Source organism: Lentzea sp. NPDC042327, from assembly GCF_040647275.1.
Classification (GTDB): domain Bacteria; phylum Actinomycetota; class Actinomycetes; order Mycobacteriales; family Pseudonocardiaceae; genus Lentzea.
Map to the genome: position 1 here is coordinate 73,935 of NZ_JBEZBX010000016.1, position 13,827 is coordinate 87,761.

Here is a 13,827-nt window from a genome sequence, read left to right on the forward strand (position 1 = left end):
AAACTCGGTGCGGACGGTGTTGCGGCGGACGGCCACGGTGCTGGCGGGGTTGTTCGTGTTGTTCGTGCTCATCGCACCGAGCGACCTGGAGAGGTTCACGGTCGAGGCGTTCCTGCGGGTGCCGCTCGAAGGTCTCGTCGGCGTGCTGCTGCTCGTGCTGCTGCCGGACCGGTTCCGCCGGCCCGCCGCGCTCGTCCTCGGTGTGGCGCTGGGGCTCTTCACCGTCGTGAAGGTCATGGACATCGGGTTCGACGCGGTGCTGTACCGGCCGTTCGACCTCGTGCTCGACTGGCCGCTGCTGGTGCCCGCGGTCGACTTCGTGGACGTGACGTTCGGCCGCTTCGCCTCGGTGCTGGCCGTGGCGCTCGCGGTCGCGCTGGTCGCCGGGATCGTGGTGCTGGCCGCGATGTCCGTGCAGCGCCTGGGATCGGTGGCCGCCGGACGGCGCCCGGTCGTCGTCCGGGTCGTCGCGCTCGCCGTCGTGGGGTGCGTTTCCCTTGCGGTGCCGGGAGTCCCGGTCTACTCCGACGCGGCGGCGACCTCGGTGGCCGACCACGCGCGGCGCTTCCAGGCGGGGCTGCGCGACCAGGACGTGTTCGCGAGGGAGGCCGCGGTCGACGCGTTCCGCGGCCGCCAGGGACTGCTGTCGGCGTTGCAGGGCAAGGACGTCGTGTTCACCTTCGTGGAGAGCTACGGCAAGTCGGCGCTGGACCTGCCCGACGTGGCCGCGAAGCTCGCCGACGGCGGCGCACGGCTGAACGCCCGCGGGTACACGGCGAAGTCGGCCTACCTGACCTCGCCGACCGCGGGCGGCGGCAGCTGGATGGCGCAGGCGACGCTGCTGTCCGGGCTGTGGATCGACAACCAGCAGCGCTACCGCAACCTCGTGGCGAGCGACCGGCTCACGCTGCCGCGCGCGTTCCGCGAGGCGTCGTGGCACTCGGCCGGCGTCGTGCCGGGCATCACGCAGGCGTGGCCGGAGGGCGGCTTCTTCCACTACGACGAGGTCTACGCGGCGCAGGACCTCGGCTACACCGGCCCGCGCTTCGGGTACGCGACCACACCGGACCAGTTCACGCTGGAGTCGTTCCAGCGCAACGTCCGCGGGAAGCGGCAGGGCCCGGTGATGGCCGCGATCCCGCTGGTGTCCTCGCACGCACCCTGGTCGCCCACACCGGACCTCGTCGACTGGGACCGCCTCGGCGACGGCGCCGTCTACGCCGGCATGCCCGCCTCGGACGACCCGCCCGAGTCGATCTTCGGCCGAGACCCGGCCGCGGTGCGCGCCGACTACGCGCACTCGGTGTCGTACTCGCTGGAGTCGGTCGTGTCCTACCTGGAGCGCTACGGCGATGACGACCTGGTGTTCGTGTTCCTCGGCGACCACCAGCCCGCGCAGGTGGTGACCGGTGAGGGCGCCTCGAAGGACGTGCCGGTCACGGTCGTCGCCAGGGACCCGGCCGTGCTGGAGCGGGTCGGGGAGTGGGGGTGGGACGACGGGCTCCGTCCGGGCGCGACGGCACCGGTGTCGCGGATGAGCGACTTCCGCGACCAGTTCCTCTCGACGTTCTCCCCGCCGGAGGCGTAGCCGGGGTGCGCCCGGACCCGAGCTCCTCCGGGCCGCGGCGCCGACCGCGAGCCCGGACCGTCGTCCCCCGGACCGTCGTGCTCAGCCCATCGTCTTCTGGCCGTCGATGGTCTCGCGGATGATGTCCGCGTGGCCGGCGTGCTGCGCGGTCTCGGCGACGATGTGCACCAGCACCCGCCGCGCCGACCGGGTCGCGCCCTCGGGGAACCACGGCGCCGTGGGCAGCGCGTGCGTCAGGTCGAGGTCGACCGTCTCGACGAGCCGGTCGGTGTAGGCCGCGACCTCCTGGTAGCGGGCCAGGACGCCCTCCAGCGTCTCGCCCGGCGCCATCCGGAAGTTCGCGGCGTGGTTCTCGTAGTCCGTCGACTCGTGGTCGACCTCCATGGCCGACGTGCCGTGCTCGATGAACCGGACCCAGCTCTCCTCGACCGTCGCGACGTGCTTGATCAGGCCGCCGATGCACAGCGCGCTGGCCGTCGGGCTGGACGCCGCCTGCTCATCGGTGAGGCCCTGCGCGGTGAACGTCAGGAACCAGCGGTGCTGCCGCAGGCTCTCGAGCAGGTCCGCGCGTTCGCCGGTGAGGATCTCGGTGGTGGTCATCGCCTGTGTCCTTCGCTCGTTTGTCCGACACGAAGGACTCTATGACCACTTGAGGTCAGCTTGTGTCCTAGACGAACGCCGCTCAAGCGGAACTTGAGCGGCGTTCGAGCGACAGGGCGGCGACGTGGTCGTCACCGTCGGTGGTTCACCGGTTCAGGTAACCGTCGTCCGGGCGATCGACCCGGCCGCCGCCCTCCTCGGTCTCCTCGACGTGCATGGCGGTCTCCTCGGGCGCGGTGACGTGGCCGCCCTCGCCCGCCGCGACCGCGACCGCGTCCGGCTCGTCGTCGACGGGCTCGCCACCGCCCTCGGGCGTCGTGAACTGCTGGGGTTCGGTCATGCCCTGGTGGTTTCCGGTGATCGGGACCCGCAAACTCATCGGCAGTGCAGCCGCACGGCCGTGTCCCGGCCGCCGCCGCGCAGCGTGGCGAGGTTCGCGCCGGTCAGCCCGAGCACGGCCTGGGCGGTCGCACGGGTCGCCGTCGCCGGGGTGAAACCGGTCGAGTCGAACGCGATCGCGCCCCGGTCCGCGACCGGTGCCGAGCAGCCGACCTGCAGCGACCGCAGGTACGCGCGGGCCTTCGCCGCGCTCTGACCGGACAGCACCTGGGCGGCGAGGCCCGTGCTGTTGGCGTTGGAACCGGACTGGGCGCTCGGGAACCCGCCGTCGGCCTGCTGCCGGCCCCGCAGCCACGTCAGGGCGCTGCCGGTGGGCTTGCCGGTCGAGCGCAGGGCCTGGACGACGATCGCGGTCGCGTCCACGTCGCTGACGCACGGCGAGGTCTCGAACGCCACCGGGAACCCGCCGTCGGGGCACTGGCTCGCCGCGAGGTACCCGGCGGCCTTGCCGTCCTTCAGCGCGATGACCCCGTACGACTGCGTGAACGCGTTGGAGAAGTCGCCGAACTGCGACCGGTCGGTGTAGCGGCCGGAGGGCGCCTGCAAGGCCGTGAGCCCGGCGAGCAGGTCACGCCCGGCGAACGCCCGCGGGTCCTTGCCCTTCACCCGTGCGGCGACGGCGAGCTTGGCGTGCGCACCGGCGTACGCCTCGCCGTCCGTGCCGAGGTAGGCGCCGGCGATCTCGGGCTTCGCGAGCCACGCGATGGCCCGGTCGGCGTGGCCGTCGGCCGAGCGGGCGGCCGAGAACGCGAGCACCGCGTCGATCGTCAGGCCCTGGTCCGGGTACTTCACGCCACCGAAGTCGGTCTCCAGCCGCTCGCCGTCCACCAGTTGCGCGGCCAGCCACCCCGCGGCGGCGTCGACGCGGTGGGCGGTGCCGGCGTGGGCCGGGACGGCGGTGACGAGCGAGACGCCGACGACGGCGGCGACGATGAGTTTCTGCACGCACCGACACTCTCATCCCGCTGCGCCCCACCGGCGGGTTTTGCGAGACTCGTCGCATGATCGCCGACGACCTGCGCCACTACCTCCAGCAGACCCGCGACTCCGTGGTGTCCTCTTTGGACGGACTGGCCGAGTACGACGTGCGCCGCCCGCTCGTGCCCAGCGGCACCAACCTGCTCGGCCTCGTCAAGCACCTGGCCGGCATCGAGCTCGGCTACCTCGGCGACTGCGTGGGCAGGCCCGCTCCGGTCGTGCTGCCGTGGGTCGAGGACGGTTCGATCTGGGAGGGCGCCGACATGTGGGCGAAACCGGACGAGACCCGCGAGTACCTGCTCGACCTCTACCGCACGGCCTGGCGCCACACCGACGAGGCGATCGCCGCGCTGCCGCTGGACGCACCCGCCTCCGTGCCGTGGTGGGCCGAGCACAAGCGGCAGACCACGTTCGGGCACCTGCTGGTCCGCGTGGTCTCGGAGACCGCCCACCACGCCGGGCACTGCGACGTCGTGCGCGAGCTGGTCGACGGCCGCACCGGCGCCGGCAACCCGCCGGAGTACTTCGCCTTGGTGGAGCGCATGGCGGCGCAGACGCGCTGACGGCCACCCTTGCCGAAAGTTAAGGTGCACCGGTTCCGAACGCCAGAGGTGCGCGGGCGCCGGGCTTCGTAGGTTCGACCGGGTGACTTGGCTGACTGTGGGCACCGACGCGGTGCTCGGTGTGTTCGCTCTGATGTTCGCGTTCCTGTGGTTCCGCTTCCGGTTGCGGGCCGTCCTGGCCGGAGCGGGGGTGGTGCTGGCCTACGCGGTCAGCGAGGTGGTCAAGCTGCTGGTGCGCGAGGACCGGCCGTGCCGGACCAGGCCGTCGCTCGCGGAGTGCCCCGAGGTGGGCGACTGGTCGTTCCCCAGCAACCACTCGGTGATCGCGGGTGCGGCGGCGATGGCGATCTGGGCCATGCACCGCGCGCTGGGCTGGGTCGCGGCGGTGTGCGCGCTGGCAGCGGCGGCGTCGCGGGTGGTCGTGGGTGTCCACTACGTGCACGACGTGCTGGCCGGGCTGACCCTCGGTGCGCTGGTGTCGTGGGGGATCGCGGTGCTGCTGACCAGGGTGCTGCCGAAGCGGCGGGTACTGCCCGACGACGCGCCGACCGTGGTGATGAGCCGGCTGGGATGATGGGCCCCGTGTGGCTGAGGCTGGTCCTGTGGGTGTGCGCGGCGCTGCCGGTGGTCGCGGCGGGCGTGACCACCAGGGCCGGGCGCCTCGCCGGGTGGGAGGTCCTGCTCTACCTCGCGGTGCTCGCGGCGGCGTTCGCCGCGGTGCGCCGCAGACCCGCTGTCGCGCTGGGCTCGGCGCTCAGCGCGTGGCTGGTCTGCTACCTCGTGCGCGTCGAGCTCGACAGCGCCACCGGTGTCCTCGCGCTGGCCCCCGCGCTCGCGGCCACCAGCTTCTTCGCCGGCCGGTACGCGCGTGACCCGCGGGTCGGCGCGATCACGCTGACCGTCGCGGAGGTCATCGGTGTGGTCGTGGCGCTGGTCGACCGCGGTGGCTCCGACACCGCCCTCGCCGTCACGTCCGGCATCGGCGTCCTGGGCGTGGTGCCGTGGGCGTTCGGGCGGTTCCGCCGCCGGTACGCCGAGCTGCAGGAGGTCGGCTGGGAGCACGCCGCGTTGCTGGAACGCGACGCCGAGAACGCCCGTAACGCCGAACGCGCGCGCCTGGCCGGTGAGATGCACGACCTCGTGGGCCACGAACTGGCCAGAGCCGCACTGCTCGTCGGTGCGCTGGAGCTGGAACCGGCGCTGTCACAACAACAACGCGAGGCCGCCAGGACCGCGCGGGCCAGCGTCACCGCCGCCGCGGAACGCCTCGCGGACGTCATGCAGGTGCTGCGCGCCGACGCGGACGAACCGGTCACGTCGGTCGAGGAGGTCGTCAGCCGCTCCGGCCTGCGGGTGGCGCTCGTCAACGACCGCACCGAGCCGCTGGACGGGATCATCGCGCGGACCGTGCACCGCGTCGTCGCCGAGGCGCTGACGAACGTGATCAAGCACGCCCCCGGCGCCGACGTCAGCGTGCGCCTCACCGCGAACCTGGAGCTGCGCGTCACGAACGGTCCCGCGCCGCGGACGCAGGCCGTCGGCAGCGGCAAGGGCCTGGTGGGCCTCGCCGAACGGGTCGCGCTCGTCGGCGGCTGGTTCGAGGCGGGCCCGTCGGACGACGGCGGGTTCGAGGTCAGGGCGAAGCTCCCGGAACGCCCGCGCGCCCGCACCACGCCCACGCACGTGCGCCGTGAACGCACGGAGGAGGAGATCCGCCGGACCGCCCGCCGAACCGTGCTGATCACGTCGGTGGTGTGCGCGGGCATCGCGATCGGCGTGCCGGGCTACATGGTGTTCGACGCGGCGACGTCCGTGCTCACCCCGCAGCAGTTCGACCGCGCCCAGCCGGGGCAGCGCGAGGACGACCTGGACCTGCCGCTGCGCACCCGCGTCGACAACCCGCTCGGCGTCACCGCACCGCCGGGCACCGACTGCCGCTACTACAGCACGCACCCCAACCCGTTCGACGGCGACCGCCACGACCTGCACCAGCTGTGCTTCCGGGATGATCGGCTCGTGTCCAAGCTGTGGCTCGCGAGGAGGAGCGGTTGATCAGGGTCGTGCTCGCGGACGACGAGCCGGTGGTCAGGTTCGGCGTGAAGGCCGTGCTCGCGACCGCCGGGGACGTCGAGGTGGTCGCGGAGGCGGAGAACGGCAGCCAGGCGATCGACCTCGTGGCCCGCCACCGGCCGGACGTGGCCGTGCTCGACATCCGCATGCCGGTGTTCGACGGGCTGGACGCGGCGAAGGTGGTCCGCGAGTGCCACCCCGGCACGAAGACGCTGGTGCTGACCACGTTCGCCGACGACGCGTACATCAGCAGGGCGCTGGGGGAGGGCGCGGCCGGGTTCGTGCTCAAGACCGGTGATCCGCAGGAGATCATCGCCGGTGTGCGGGCGGTCGCGAGCGGGGGCGCGTACCTGTCGCCGCTGGTGGCCAAGCGGGTCGTCGACCGCCTCTCCCGCGCGCACCCGCGACCCCTGGCGCAGCAGCGCATCGAGGTCCTCACCGCCCGCGAACGCGAGGTGCTCGGCCTGCTCGGCGCCGGCCTGTCCAACGCCGAGATCGCGTCCCGCCTGCACGTCGTGGAGGGCACCGTGAAGGTCTACGTCAGCACGATCTTCCGGCAGCTGGGCGTCCGCAACCGCGTGCAGGCCGCGATCATCGCCCACGAGTCCGGCATCATCCCTGCCTGACCGGCATCTGCAAGTACCACCAACTCGCAGTTGGCGGTACTTGCAGACGCCGGAAAAGGTCAGGTGCGGGCGCCGATGCCGGAGATGGCGCGGACTTCCATCTCCGCGGCCAGTGCCGCGTTCTCCGGCTCCCGCTTCGAGAAGATCGTCGCCAGGAACCCGCACAGGAACGAGAACGGGATCGACACCAGGCCGGGGTTGCCGAGCGGGAACCACGCGAAGTCGACGTCCGGGAAGATCGACGTCTTCGCACCGGACATCACCGGCGAGAAGATGATGAGCACCAGGCACGACCCGAGGCCGCCGTAGATGCTCCACAGCGTGCCGGTGGTGTTGAAGCGCCGCCAGAAGATCGTGTAGAGGATCGTCGACAGGTTCGCCGACGCCGCCAGCGCCAGTGCCAGCGACACCAGGAACGCCACGTTCTGGCCGTTCGCCGCGATGCCACCGATGATCGACAGCACGCCGACCACCACGGCGGTGAGGCGGGCGACCTTGATCTCGCGGCGCGGTTCCACGTTGCCGCGCTTGATCACGTTGGCGTACACGTCGTGCGCGAACGAGGCCGACGCCGCGAGGGTCAGACCGGCGACCACCGCGAGGATCGTCGCGAACGCCACGGCCGACACGATGCCGAGCAGCACCGCGCCACCGATCTCGAACGCGAGCAGCGGCGCCGCCGAGTTCTCACCGCCCGGTGCCGCGGCGATCTTGTCGGTGCCCACCAGTGCCATCGCGCCGAAGCCGATCACCAGCGTGCACAGGTAGAAGATGACCATCGTCCAGGTCGCCCACACCACGGAACGGCGCGCCTCGGCGGCGTTCGGCACGGTGTAGAAGCGCATCAGCACGTGCGGCAGCGACGCGATGCCGAGCACCAGTGACAGCGCCAGCGACACGAAGTCCAGTTTGGACATCGCGCTGAAGCCGTACTTGGCGCCGGGGTCGAGCACCGCCGCCCCGAGCTCGTTGTGCTCGGTGGCCTGCTCCATGATCGCGGACAGGCTGAAGCCGAACTTGCCGAGCAGGAAGACGCTCATCAGCGTCACGCAGAGCAGCAGCAGGACGGCTTTGATGATCTGCACCCACGTCGTGCCCTTCATGCCGCCGACCAGCACGTAGAGCACCATGACCATGCCGACGACCGCGATCAGCAGCGCCTGGCCCCACTTCGAGGACACGTTGAGCAGCAACGCGATCAGGCCGCCCGCGCCCGCCATCTGCGCGATCATGTAGAAGAACGAGATCACCAGCGTCGCGTTCGCCGCCGCCGCGCGGACCGGGCGCTGCCGCATCCGGAACGCCAGCACGTCGCCGACGGTGAAGCGGCCGGTGTTGCGCAGGCCCTCCGCGATCAGCAGCAGGCCGACGAGCCACGCGACGACCCAGCCGACGGAGTACAGGAAGCCGTCGTAGCCGTGCGCCGCGATGCCGCCGGAGATGCCGAGGAACGACGCGGCGGACAGGAAGTCGCCCGACAGCGCCACGCCGTTCTGCGCGCCGGTGAACGAGCTGCCCGCGGCGTAGTAGTCCGACGCCGTCACGTTGCGGCTGCTGAAGCGGTAGACGATGTAGAGGGTGATCAGGACGAACACCGCGAAGACGCTGAGGTTCAGCACCGGGTTGCCGGTGGTGGGCATGCCTTACTCCTCGACGCCGGTCTTCTCGGCGAGCAGCCTGCGCTGCGGGTCCAGCCTCCGTTTGGCGTAACGCGCGTAGGAGAGCGTGATGACGATGGACACGACGAACTGGCCGAGACCCAGCAGGATCCCGAGGTTGATCACTCCGATGACCTTCGTGCTGACGAAGTCCTTCGCATACGCGGACAGCAGCACGAACGTCAGGTACGAAGCCAGGAACAAAGCGGTCATCGGGAAGATGAACGTCGTGAGCCGGCGGCGCAGGGTCCGGAATTCATCGCTCTGTTGAATCAGCGCGAAGTTCGGTTTGCCGTTCGAATCGACGTACGACAAGGCCTCGGGGTCGTCGAACGACGCGAAACCCCTGATTTCCGGTTGTCCGTGCTGTGTTTCGCCAGGCGACCACATCGCCTTGGTCATCTGTTCCCGCCCCTCCTGCGTGCGGGCACACTCTAGCGCCCGCACGTGTCCAGTCAACGCCGCTGGGAGCTGCGCGAGTACCGGGAACAGGACAAAATCGGACAGGTCCATTCGTCTCAAATGGTTGTCCAGCAGGGATCTTCTGGTTCGGCAGCACCGGAGCTGCGAGATGCGCAACATCACCGCGACTGGTTCGGACCGTTGTCGCACGTGTGCGGCTGGCCTAGGATCGTCCGGTCCGCGTTTTCGTGACGGTTGGGGATAAAGTGGGGTTCTTAGCGCGCGAACGCACGATCGCGCCTCCCGGTTGGAACCGCTGGCTCGTTCCGCCCGCGGCTCTCGCGATTCACCTCTCCATTGGCCAGGCCTACGCCTGGAGCGTCTTCAAGACGCCGCTGGAGAAATCGCTGGGCATCACCGGGACGCAGAGCGCCCTGCCCTTCCAGCTCGGCATCGTGATGCTGGGCCTGTCGGCCGCGGTGCTCGGCACGACCGTGGAGCGCCGCGGACCGCGCTGGGCGATGTTCATGTCGCTGGTGTGCTTCTGCTCCGGCCTGCTGATCTCGGCCGCCGGCGTGTGGGCCGGCCAGTACTGGGTCGTCGTGGCCGGCTACGGCCTCGTGGGCGGCATCGGCCTCGGCATCGGGTACATCTCGCCGGTCTCGACGCTGATCAAGTGGTTCCCCGACCGGCCGGGCATGGCGACCGGCATCGCGATCATGGGCTTCGGCGGTGGAGCGCTGATCGCCTCCCCGTGGTCGACCTCCATGCTCACCGCGTTCGGCAACACCTCGACCTCGGGCATCGGCAAGGCCTTCCTGGTCCACGGCATCGCCTACGCGGTCTTCATGACCGTCGGCGTGCTGCTGATCCGCCTGCCCTCCAAGGAGTTCGAGGCGGCGAAGGCCGAGCTGGCGAAGGACCGGCCGAAGGCGGTCGTCCCCCACAACGTCTCGGCGAACAACGCGATCAAGACGCCGCAGTTCTGGCTGCTCTGGGTCGTGCTGTGCTTCAACGTCACCGCGGGCATCGGCATCCTGGAGAAGGCCGCGCCCATGCTGGTCGACTTCTTCAAGGAGTCGTCCACGCCGGTCGCCACGGCGGCCGCCACCGGTTTCGTCGCGCTGCTCAGCGCCGCGAACATGGCCGGCCGGATCGTCTGGTCGTCCACCTCGGACCTGGTGGGGCGCAAGAACATCTACCGCCTCTACCTGGGCGTCGGCGCGCTGCTGTACCTGCTGCTGCTGACCATGGGCTCGACCAGCGTCCCGCTGTTCGTGATCGGCGCGATGGTGATCCTGTCGTTCTACGGCGCGGGCTTCGCGACCGTCCCCGCCTACCTGCGCGACCTCTTCGGCACCTACCAGGTCGGCGCGATCCACGGCCGCCTGCTCACCGCGTGGTCGGTGGCAGGCGTGCTCGGGCCGCTGATCGTCAACGCCATCGCGGACGCGGGCAAGAAGGCCGGCCACACCGGACCGGACTTGTACGCGACGTCGTTCTACATCATGATCGGCCTGCTGGTCGTCGGTTTCGTCGCGAACGAGCTGATCCGCCCGGTCGACCCGAGGTTCCACGAGCCGAAGGCCGCGGCCGCGGTGCCGGCCACCGGGGACGCGGCAGGTGACCAGACCACCGTGGCCAGGTGGAACGAGGCCGAGGCTGCGGACACCGCCGCCGAGAAGGCCGAAGACGCGGACAAGTCGGAAGGCGTGGTGCAGAAGTGAGCGCGGAAGTGAACTCTGCCCAAGGGGAGAAGTCGCAGCTGCTGTTGCTGGTCGGCGCGTGGCTGTGGGTGGGCATCCCACTCGCCTACGGGCTGTACCGCCTCTTCCTGAACGCGGCGAAGCTCTTCGTCTGAGCCGATGTTCACCACGCTCGTCAACTGGCGCAACTGGCGCCTGCCGGTGAAGCTCGCCGCGGTGTTGATCGTCCCGGTCACCATCGCGGTGGTCTCCGGCGTCCTGCAGATCCAGTCGCACATGGAGCGGGCCGACTCCTACGCCGCACTGCAGCGGCTGGAGAAGGTTCGCACCGCGCTGATCCCGGTCGTCGAAGGCGTCCAGGCGGAACGGCGGGTCGTCGCGGAAGGCGGCGGCCAGGACGTCCTGCGGGACCAGGTCCGCCGCACCGACGACGCACGGGAGGCGTTGCGCACCGCGATCGGGAAGGCCTCGCTCAGCGAGGTCGTCACCGCGCGCATGAACGACGTCGAGGCCAAGGTCGCCCGGCTGCCCGCGCTGCGGGAGCAGACCTCCGACGTGCCGGCCGCGGTCAAGGAGTACACCTCGCTGACCGAGTCGATGCTTGACGTCGACGAGGTGCTCGCGAGCGACTTCGGCGACCCGGCGCTGTCGAAGACCGCGATGGGCCTGCACCACGCGCTCCACGTGCAGGAGGAGGTCCTCTACCAGCAGGCGGTCGTGCTGTCGGGCCTGGACCGCGGGCTGCTCGCGCAGGCCGAGGTGCGGTCGCTGGTCGAGTCGAACGTGAAGCTCAGCTACATCGCCGGCCAGTTCGCCGCGCTCGCGACGCCGGAGCAGCTGAACTCGTACTGGCAGGGCTTCAACGGCCCCGACATCGAGGCCCACCGCAAGATGCTGAGCGCGGCGCTGCTGCACCCGACCTCGGACTCCGCGGCGTCCGGCGGCGCGCGGCCCAGGCCGTTGCCGATCGCGGCCGCGGACTGGACGAAGGCCTCCGGGGCGGTCGCCGAGTCGCTCGACGGCGTCGTCCGCGGCCTGCAGACCGACCTGCGCGACACCGCGAACCGGCTGCGCGACGAGACCAGCGACGCCGCGGGTGCCGCGTCGGCGCTGCTGTTCGCGAGCCTCATCCTGGCCGCGACCGTCGGGTTCGTCGTCGGCCGCTACCTGCTGCGCTCGCTCAACGCGCTGCGCCGCTCCGCGCTGGACGTGGCCTGGGAGAAGCTGCCGGAGATGGTGGCGACCGGGCGCGGCACCACCGAGGTCGAACCGGTGCCGGTGCACACGACCGAGGAGTTCGGCCAGGTGGCGCGCGCGTTCGACGCGGTGCACCAGCAGGCCGTCCGCTCGCTCGTGGAGCAGGCCGGTCTGCGCGCGAACATGCGCAACATCTTCGTGAACCTCTCGCGGCGCAGCCAGAGCCTCGTGGAACGCCAGCTCAGGCTGATGGAGGAGCTGGAGAAGTTCGAGGAGGACCCGGAGCAGCTCGCGAACCTGTTCAAGCTCGACCACCTGGCCACCCGCATGCGCCGCAACAACGAGAACCTGATGGTGCTCTCCGGTGGCGATGTGGCCAGGCGCTTCACCCGCCCGATCCCGCTGACCGACGTGCTGCGCGCGGCGGCCGCGGAGATCGAGCAGTACCAGCGGGTCGTGGTGCACACCGCGCCCGGTGCCGAGGTCGTCGGCTACGTGGCGAGCGACCTCGTCCGCCTGCTCGCCGAGCTCCTCGACAACGCGACGGCGTTCTCGCCGCCGCACACCCGGGTCAGCATCAGCGCGTCCATCGAGGCCGGCGACATCGTGCAGATCGACGTCGTCGACCAGGGCATCGGCCTCGACGCCGAGGCGCTGGGTGCCGTCAACGGCCGGTTGGAGGCCGCCGGCGAGGGCGCAGACGTGCAGGTGTTCCGCGAAATGGGACTTTTCGTCGTCGGCAGGCTCGCGGCGCGCCACCAGATCGTGGTACGTCTCGATGCGAAACAAGGCAAGGGGACTCGCGCGATCGTGTTGGTTCCCGCCGAACTGGCACCACGGCGGGACGAGTCCTGGGAGTCTTTCCGCGGGGAGGCGATCGAGGAGCAGACGTTGCAGACGCCCATGCGCGTTCCTGGACAGCACGCGTCCTGGTTCGCCGCACCCGCTGCGAGCACCCCGCCGCCCCCCGCACGCCAGACGCCCGAGTCGGCCCGAGGCTTCCTCGACGCCTTCCAGCGCGGCGTGCAGAAGGGCCTTCCCGACCGGCAGGAGAGTCGATGAGCACGCAGGTGGACCAGTTCGGCTGGCTGGTCACCAACTTCGCCGAACGCACGCCCGGCATCGAGCACGCGGTGGTGATCTCCGCCGACGGCCTGGTGCTGGTCTCGTCCTCGAAGCTCCCACCGGAGTCGGCCGAGCAGTTCGCGGCGATCGTCGCCGGCGTCGTCTCGCTCGCCGAGTCCGCGTCCTCGTGCTTCGCGGGCGAGGCCGTGGTGCGCACGGTGGTCCAGATGGACCGCGGCGTCATGCTGCTGATGTCGATCAGCGACGGCTCGGTCCTCGCGGTGCTCGCCGCCGCCGGCTGCGACGTCGCGCAGGTCGCGTACGAGATGACGGTGGTCGTGCGGCAGGTGGGTCAGCTGCTCACGCCGGAGCTGCGGGCAGAGCTGGCATGAGCGGCGACGACGATCAGCAGGTCAGCTTCGGCGACCTGATGAGCGGCTTCAGCCTGGACAGCGACCGGATCAGACGCCGTGGCCGCAAGCACAGGGCCAAGCGGGAACCCGCGCCCGAACCGGTCGAGGAACCGGACCGCCCCGCACCGCCGGTGTTCCCCCGGCCCGACCTGTACGCCCAGCCGGACCCGTACGCCACGACGGTGTTCGAGCCGGTGCCGCCGCTGCCGCCGATCGAGTCGGCGTCGATCGTGCGCGCCTACGCGTGGACCGGTGGCCGGACCACCTCCGAGGTGCACCTCGAGATCGAGACGCTGGTCTCGGTGAACGAGCGGTCGGTGACCGCGGTCCGGCCGGAGCACCAGGAGGTGCTGGCGCTGTGCTCGCAGCCGCGGTCGGTGGCGGAGATCGCCGCACTGCGCGGCCTGCCCCTGGGCGTCACGAAGGTGCTGCTCGGCGACATGGCGGGCCACGGCCTGATCGACGTGCACCGCACCGCGTCGTCGTACGGCGACGACCGTCCCGACGGCGCGCTGATGGAACGCGTGCTGGCCGGCCTGCGCCGCCTCTGACCCTCCTTGCC

15 protein-coding genes are annotated in these 13,827 nt (G+C 70.9%); 10 read left to right on the forward strand and 5 right to left on the reverse strand.

Annotated elements, in window-relative coordinates:
• Positions 1–7: 7 nt before the first annotated feature.
• Positions 8–1,588, forward strand: coding sequence for a sulfatase-like hydrolase/transferase (locus AB0A63_RS32655; RefSeq protein WP_360398018.1), 1,581 nt, complete (start codon positions 8–10; stop codon positions 1,586–1,588).
• Between the two features lie 81 nt (positions 1,589–1,669).
• Here AB0A63_RS32655 and AB0A63_RS32660 read toward each other — a convergent pair whose 3' ends face one another.
• The 3 genes from AB0A63_RS32660 to AB0A63_RS32670 all read right to left on the reverse strand — a co-directional run bounded on the left by AB0A63_RS32660 (position 1,670) and on the right by AB0A63_RS32670 (position 3,532).
• On the reverse strand, positions 1,670–2,188 hold the full coding sequence (locus AB0A63_RS32660) for a DinB family protein (protein ID WP_360398020.1): 519 nt from the start codon (positions 2,186–2,188) through the stop codon (positions 1,670–1,672).
• Between the two features lie 145 nt (positions 2,189–2,333).
• Positions 2,334–2,567, reverse strand: coding sequence for a hypothetical protein (locus AB0A63_RS32665; protein ID WP_360398022.1), 234 nt, complete (start codon positions 2,565–2,567; stop codon positions 2,334–2,336).
• On the reverse strand, positions 2,564–3,532 hold the full coding sequence (locus AB0A63_RS32670) for a prenyltransferase/squalene oxidase repeat-containing protein (RefSeq protein ID WP_360398023.1): 969 nt from the start codon (positions 3,530–3,532) through the stop codon (positions 2,564–2,566). Before AB0A63_RS32670 ends, AB0A63_RS32665 begins: the two co-directional genes overlap by 4 nt.
• 56 nt (positions 3,533–3,588) lie before the next feature.
• Between AB0A63_RS32670 and AB0A63_RS32675 the strand changes: the two genes are divergently transcribed.
• From AB0A63_RS32675 to AB0A63_RS32690, 4 genes are all read left to right on the forward strand, one after another.
• A complete protein-coding gene (locus AB0A63_RS32675; protein ID WP_360398025.1) occupies positions 3,589–4,128 on the forward strand; it encodes a DinB family protein in 540 nt (179 codons plus the stop codon).
• An 82-nt stretch (positions 4,129–4,210) separates the two neighbouring features.
• Positions 4,211–4,702: a phosphatase PAP2 family protein gene (locus AB0A63_RS32680; protein ID WP_360398027.1), complete on the forward strand. Its 492-nt coding sequence runs from the start codon at positions 4,211–4,213 to the stop codon at positions 4,700–4,702.
• Between the two features lie 8 nt (positions 4,703–4,710).
• Entirely contained in the window at positions 4,711–6,180 is a 1,470-nt protein-coding gene (locus AB0A63_RS32685) for an ATP-binding protein (protein ID WP_360398029.1), read from the forward strand.
• On the forward strand, positions 6,177–6,824 hold the full coding sequence (locus AB0A63_RS32690) for a response regulator transcription factor (RefSeq protein WP_360398031.1): 648 nt from the start codon (positions 6,177–6,179) through the stop codon (positions 6,822–6,824). Before AB0A63_RS32685 ends, AB0A63_RS32690 begins: the two co-directional genes overlap by 4 nt.
• Before the next feature lie 59 nt (positions 6,825–6,883).
• Here the strand turns inward: AB0A63_RS32690 and AB0A63_RS32695 are convergent, their stop codons facing one another.
• Together AB0A63_RS32695 and AB0A63_RS32700 are read right to left on the reverse strand one after the other, a co-directional pair.
• Entirely contained in the window at positions 6,884–8,464 is a 1,581-nt protein-coding gene (locus AB0A63_RS32695) for a cation acetate symporter (protein ID WP_360398033.1), read from the reverse strand.
• Positions 8,465–8,467: 3 nt separating this feature from the next.
• The gene (locus tag AB0A63_RS32700; protein WP_360398035.1) at positions 8,468–8,995 is read right to left on the reverse strand and encodes a DUF485 domain-containing protein; all 528 of its coding nucleotides are present in this window, start codon (positions 8,993–8,995) and stop codon (positions 8,468–8,470) included.
• Between the two features lie 155 nt (positions 8,996–9,150).
• Between AB0A63_RS32700 and AB0A63_RS32705 the strand changes: the two genes are divergently transcribed.
• From AB0A63_RS32705 to AB0A63_RS32725, 5 genes are read left to right on the forward strand one after another with little or no spacing between them, the layout of a single operon-like run.
• Entirely contained in the window at positions 9,151–10,611 is a 1,461-nt protein-coding gene (locus tag AB0A63_RS32705) for an OFA family MFS transporter (protein ID WP_360398037.1), read from the forward strand.
• Positions 10,608–10,745, forward strand: a complete 138-nt coding sequence (locus AB0A63_RS32710) for a hypothetical protein (RefSeq protein WP_360398039.1) — start codon at positions 10,608–10,610, stop codon at positions 10,743–10,745. The genes AB0A63_RS32705 and AB0A63_RS32710 overlap by 4 nt, the downstream gene beginning before the upstream one ends.
• Before the next feature lie 4 nt (positions 10,746–10,749).
• Positions 10,750–12,849, forward strand: a complete 2,100-nt coding sequence (locus AB0A63_RS32715; RefSeq protein ID WP_360398041.1) for a nitrate- and nitrite sensing domain-containing protein — start codon at positions 10,750–10,752, stop codon at positions 12,847–12,849.
• The gene (locus AB0A63_RS32720) at positions 12,846–13,244 is read left to right on the forward strand and encodes a roadblock/LC7 domain-containing protein (protein ID WP_360398043.1); all 399 of its coding nucleotides are present in this window, start codon (positions 12,846–12,848) and stop codon (positions 13,242–13,244) included. The genes AB0A63_RS32715 and AB0A63_RS32720 overlap by 4 nt, the downstream gene beginning before the upstream one ends.
• Positions 13,241–13,816, forward strand: coding sequence for a DUF742 domain-containing protein (locus AB0A63_RS32725; RefSeq protein ID WP_360398045.1), 576 nt, complete (start codon positions 13,241–13,243; stop codon positions 13,814–13,816). Before AB0A63_RS32720 ends, AB0A63_RS32725 begins: the two co-directional genes overlap by 4 nt.
• Positions 13,817–13,827: the final 11 nt, after the last annotated feature.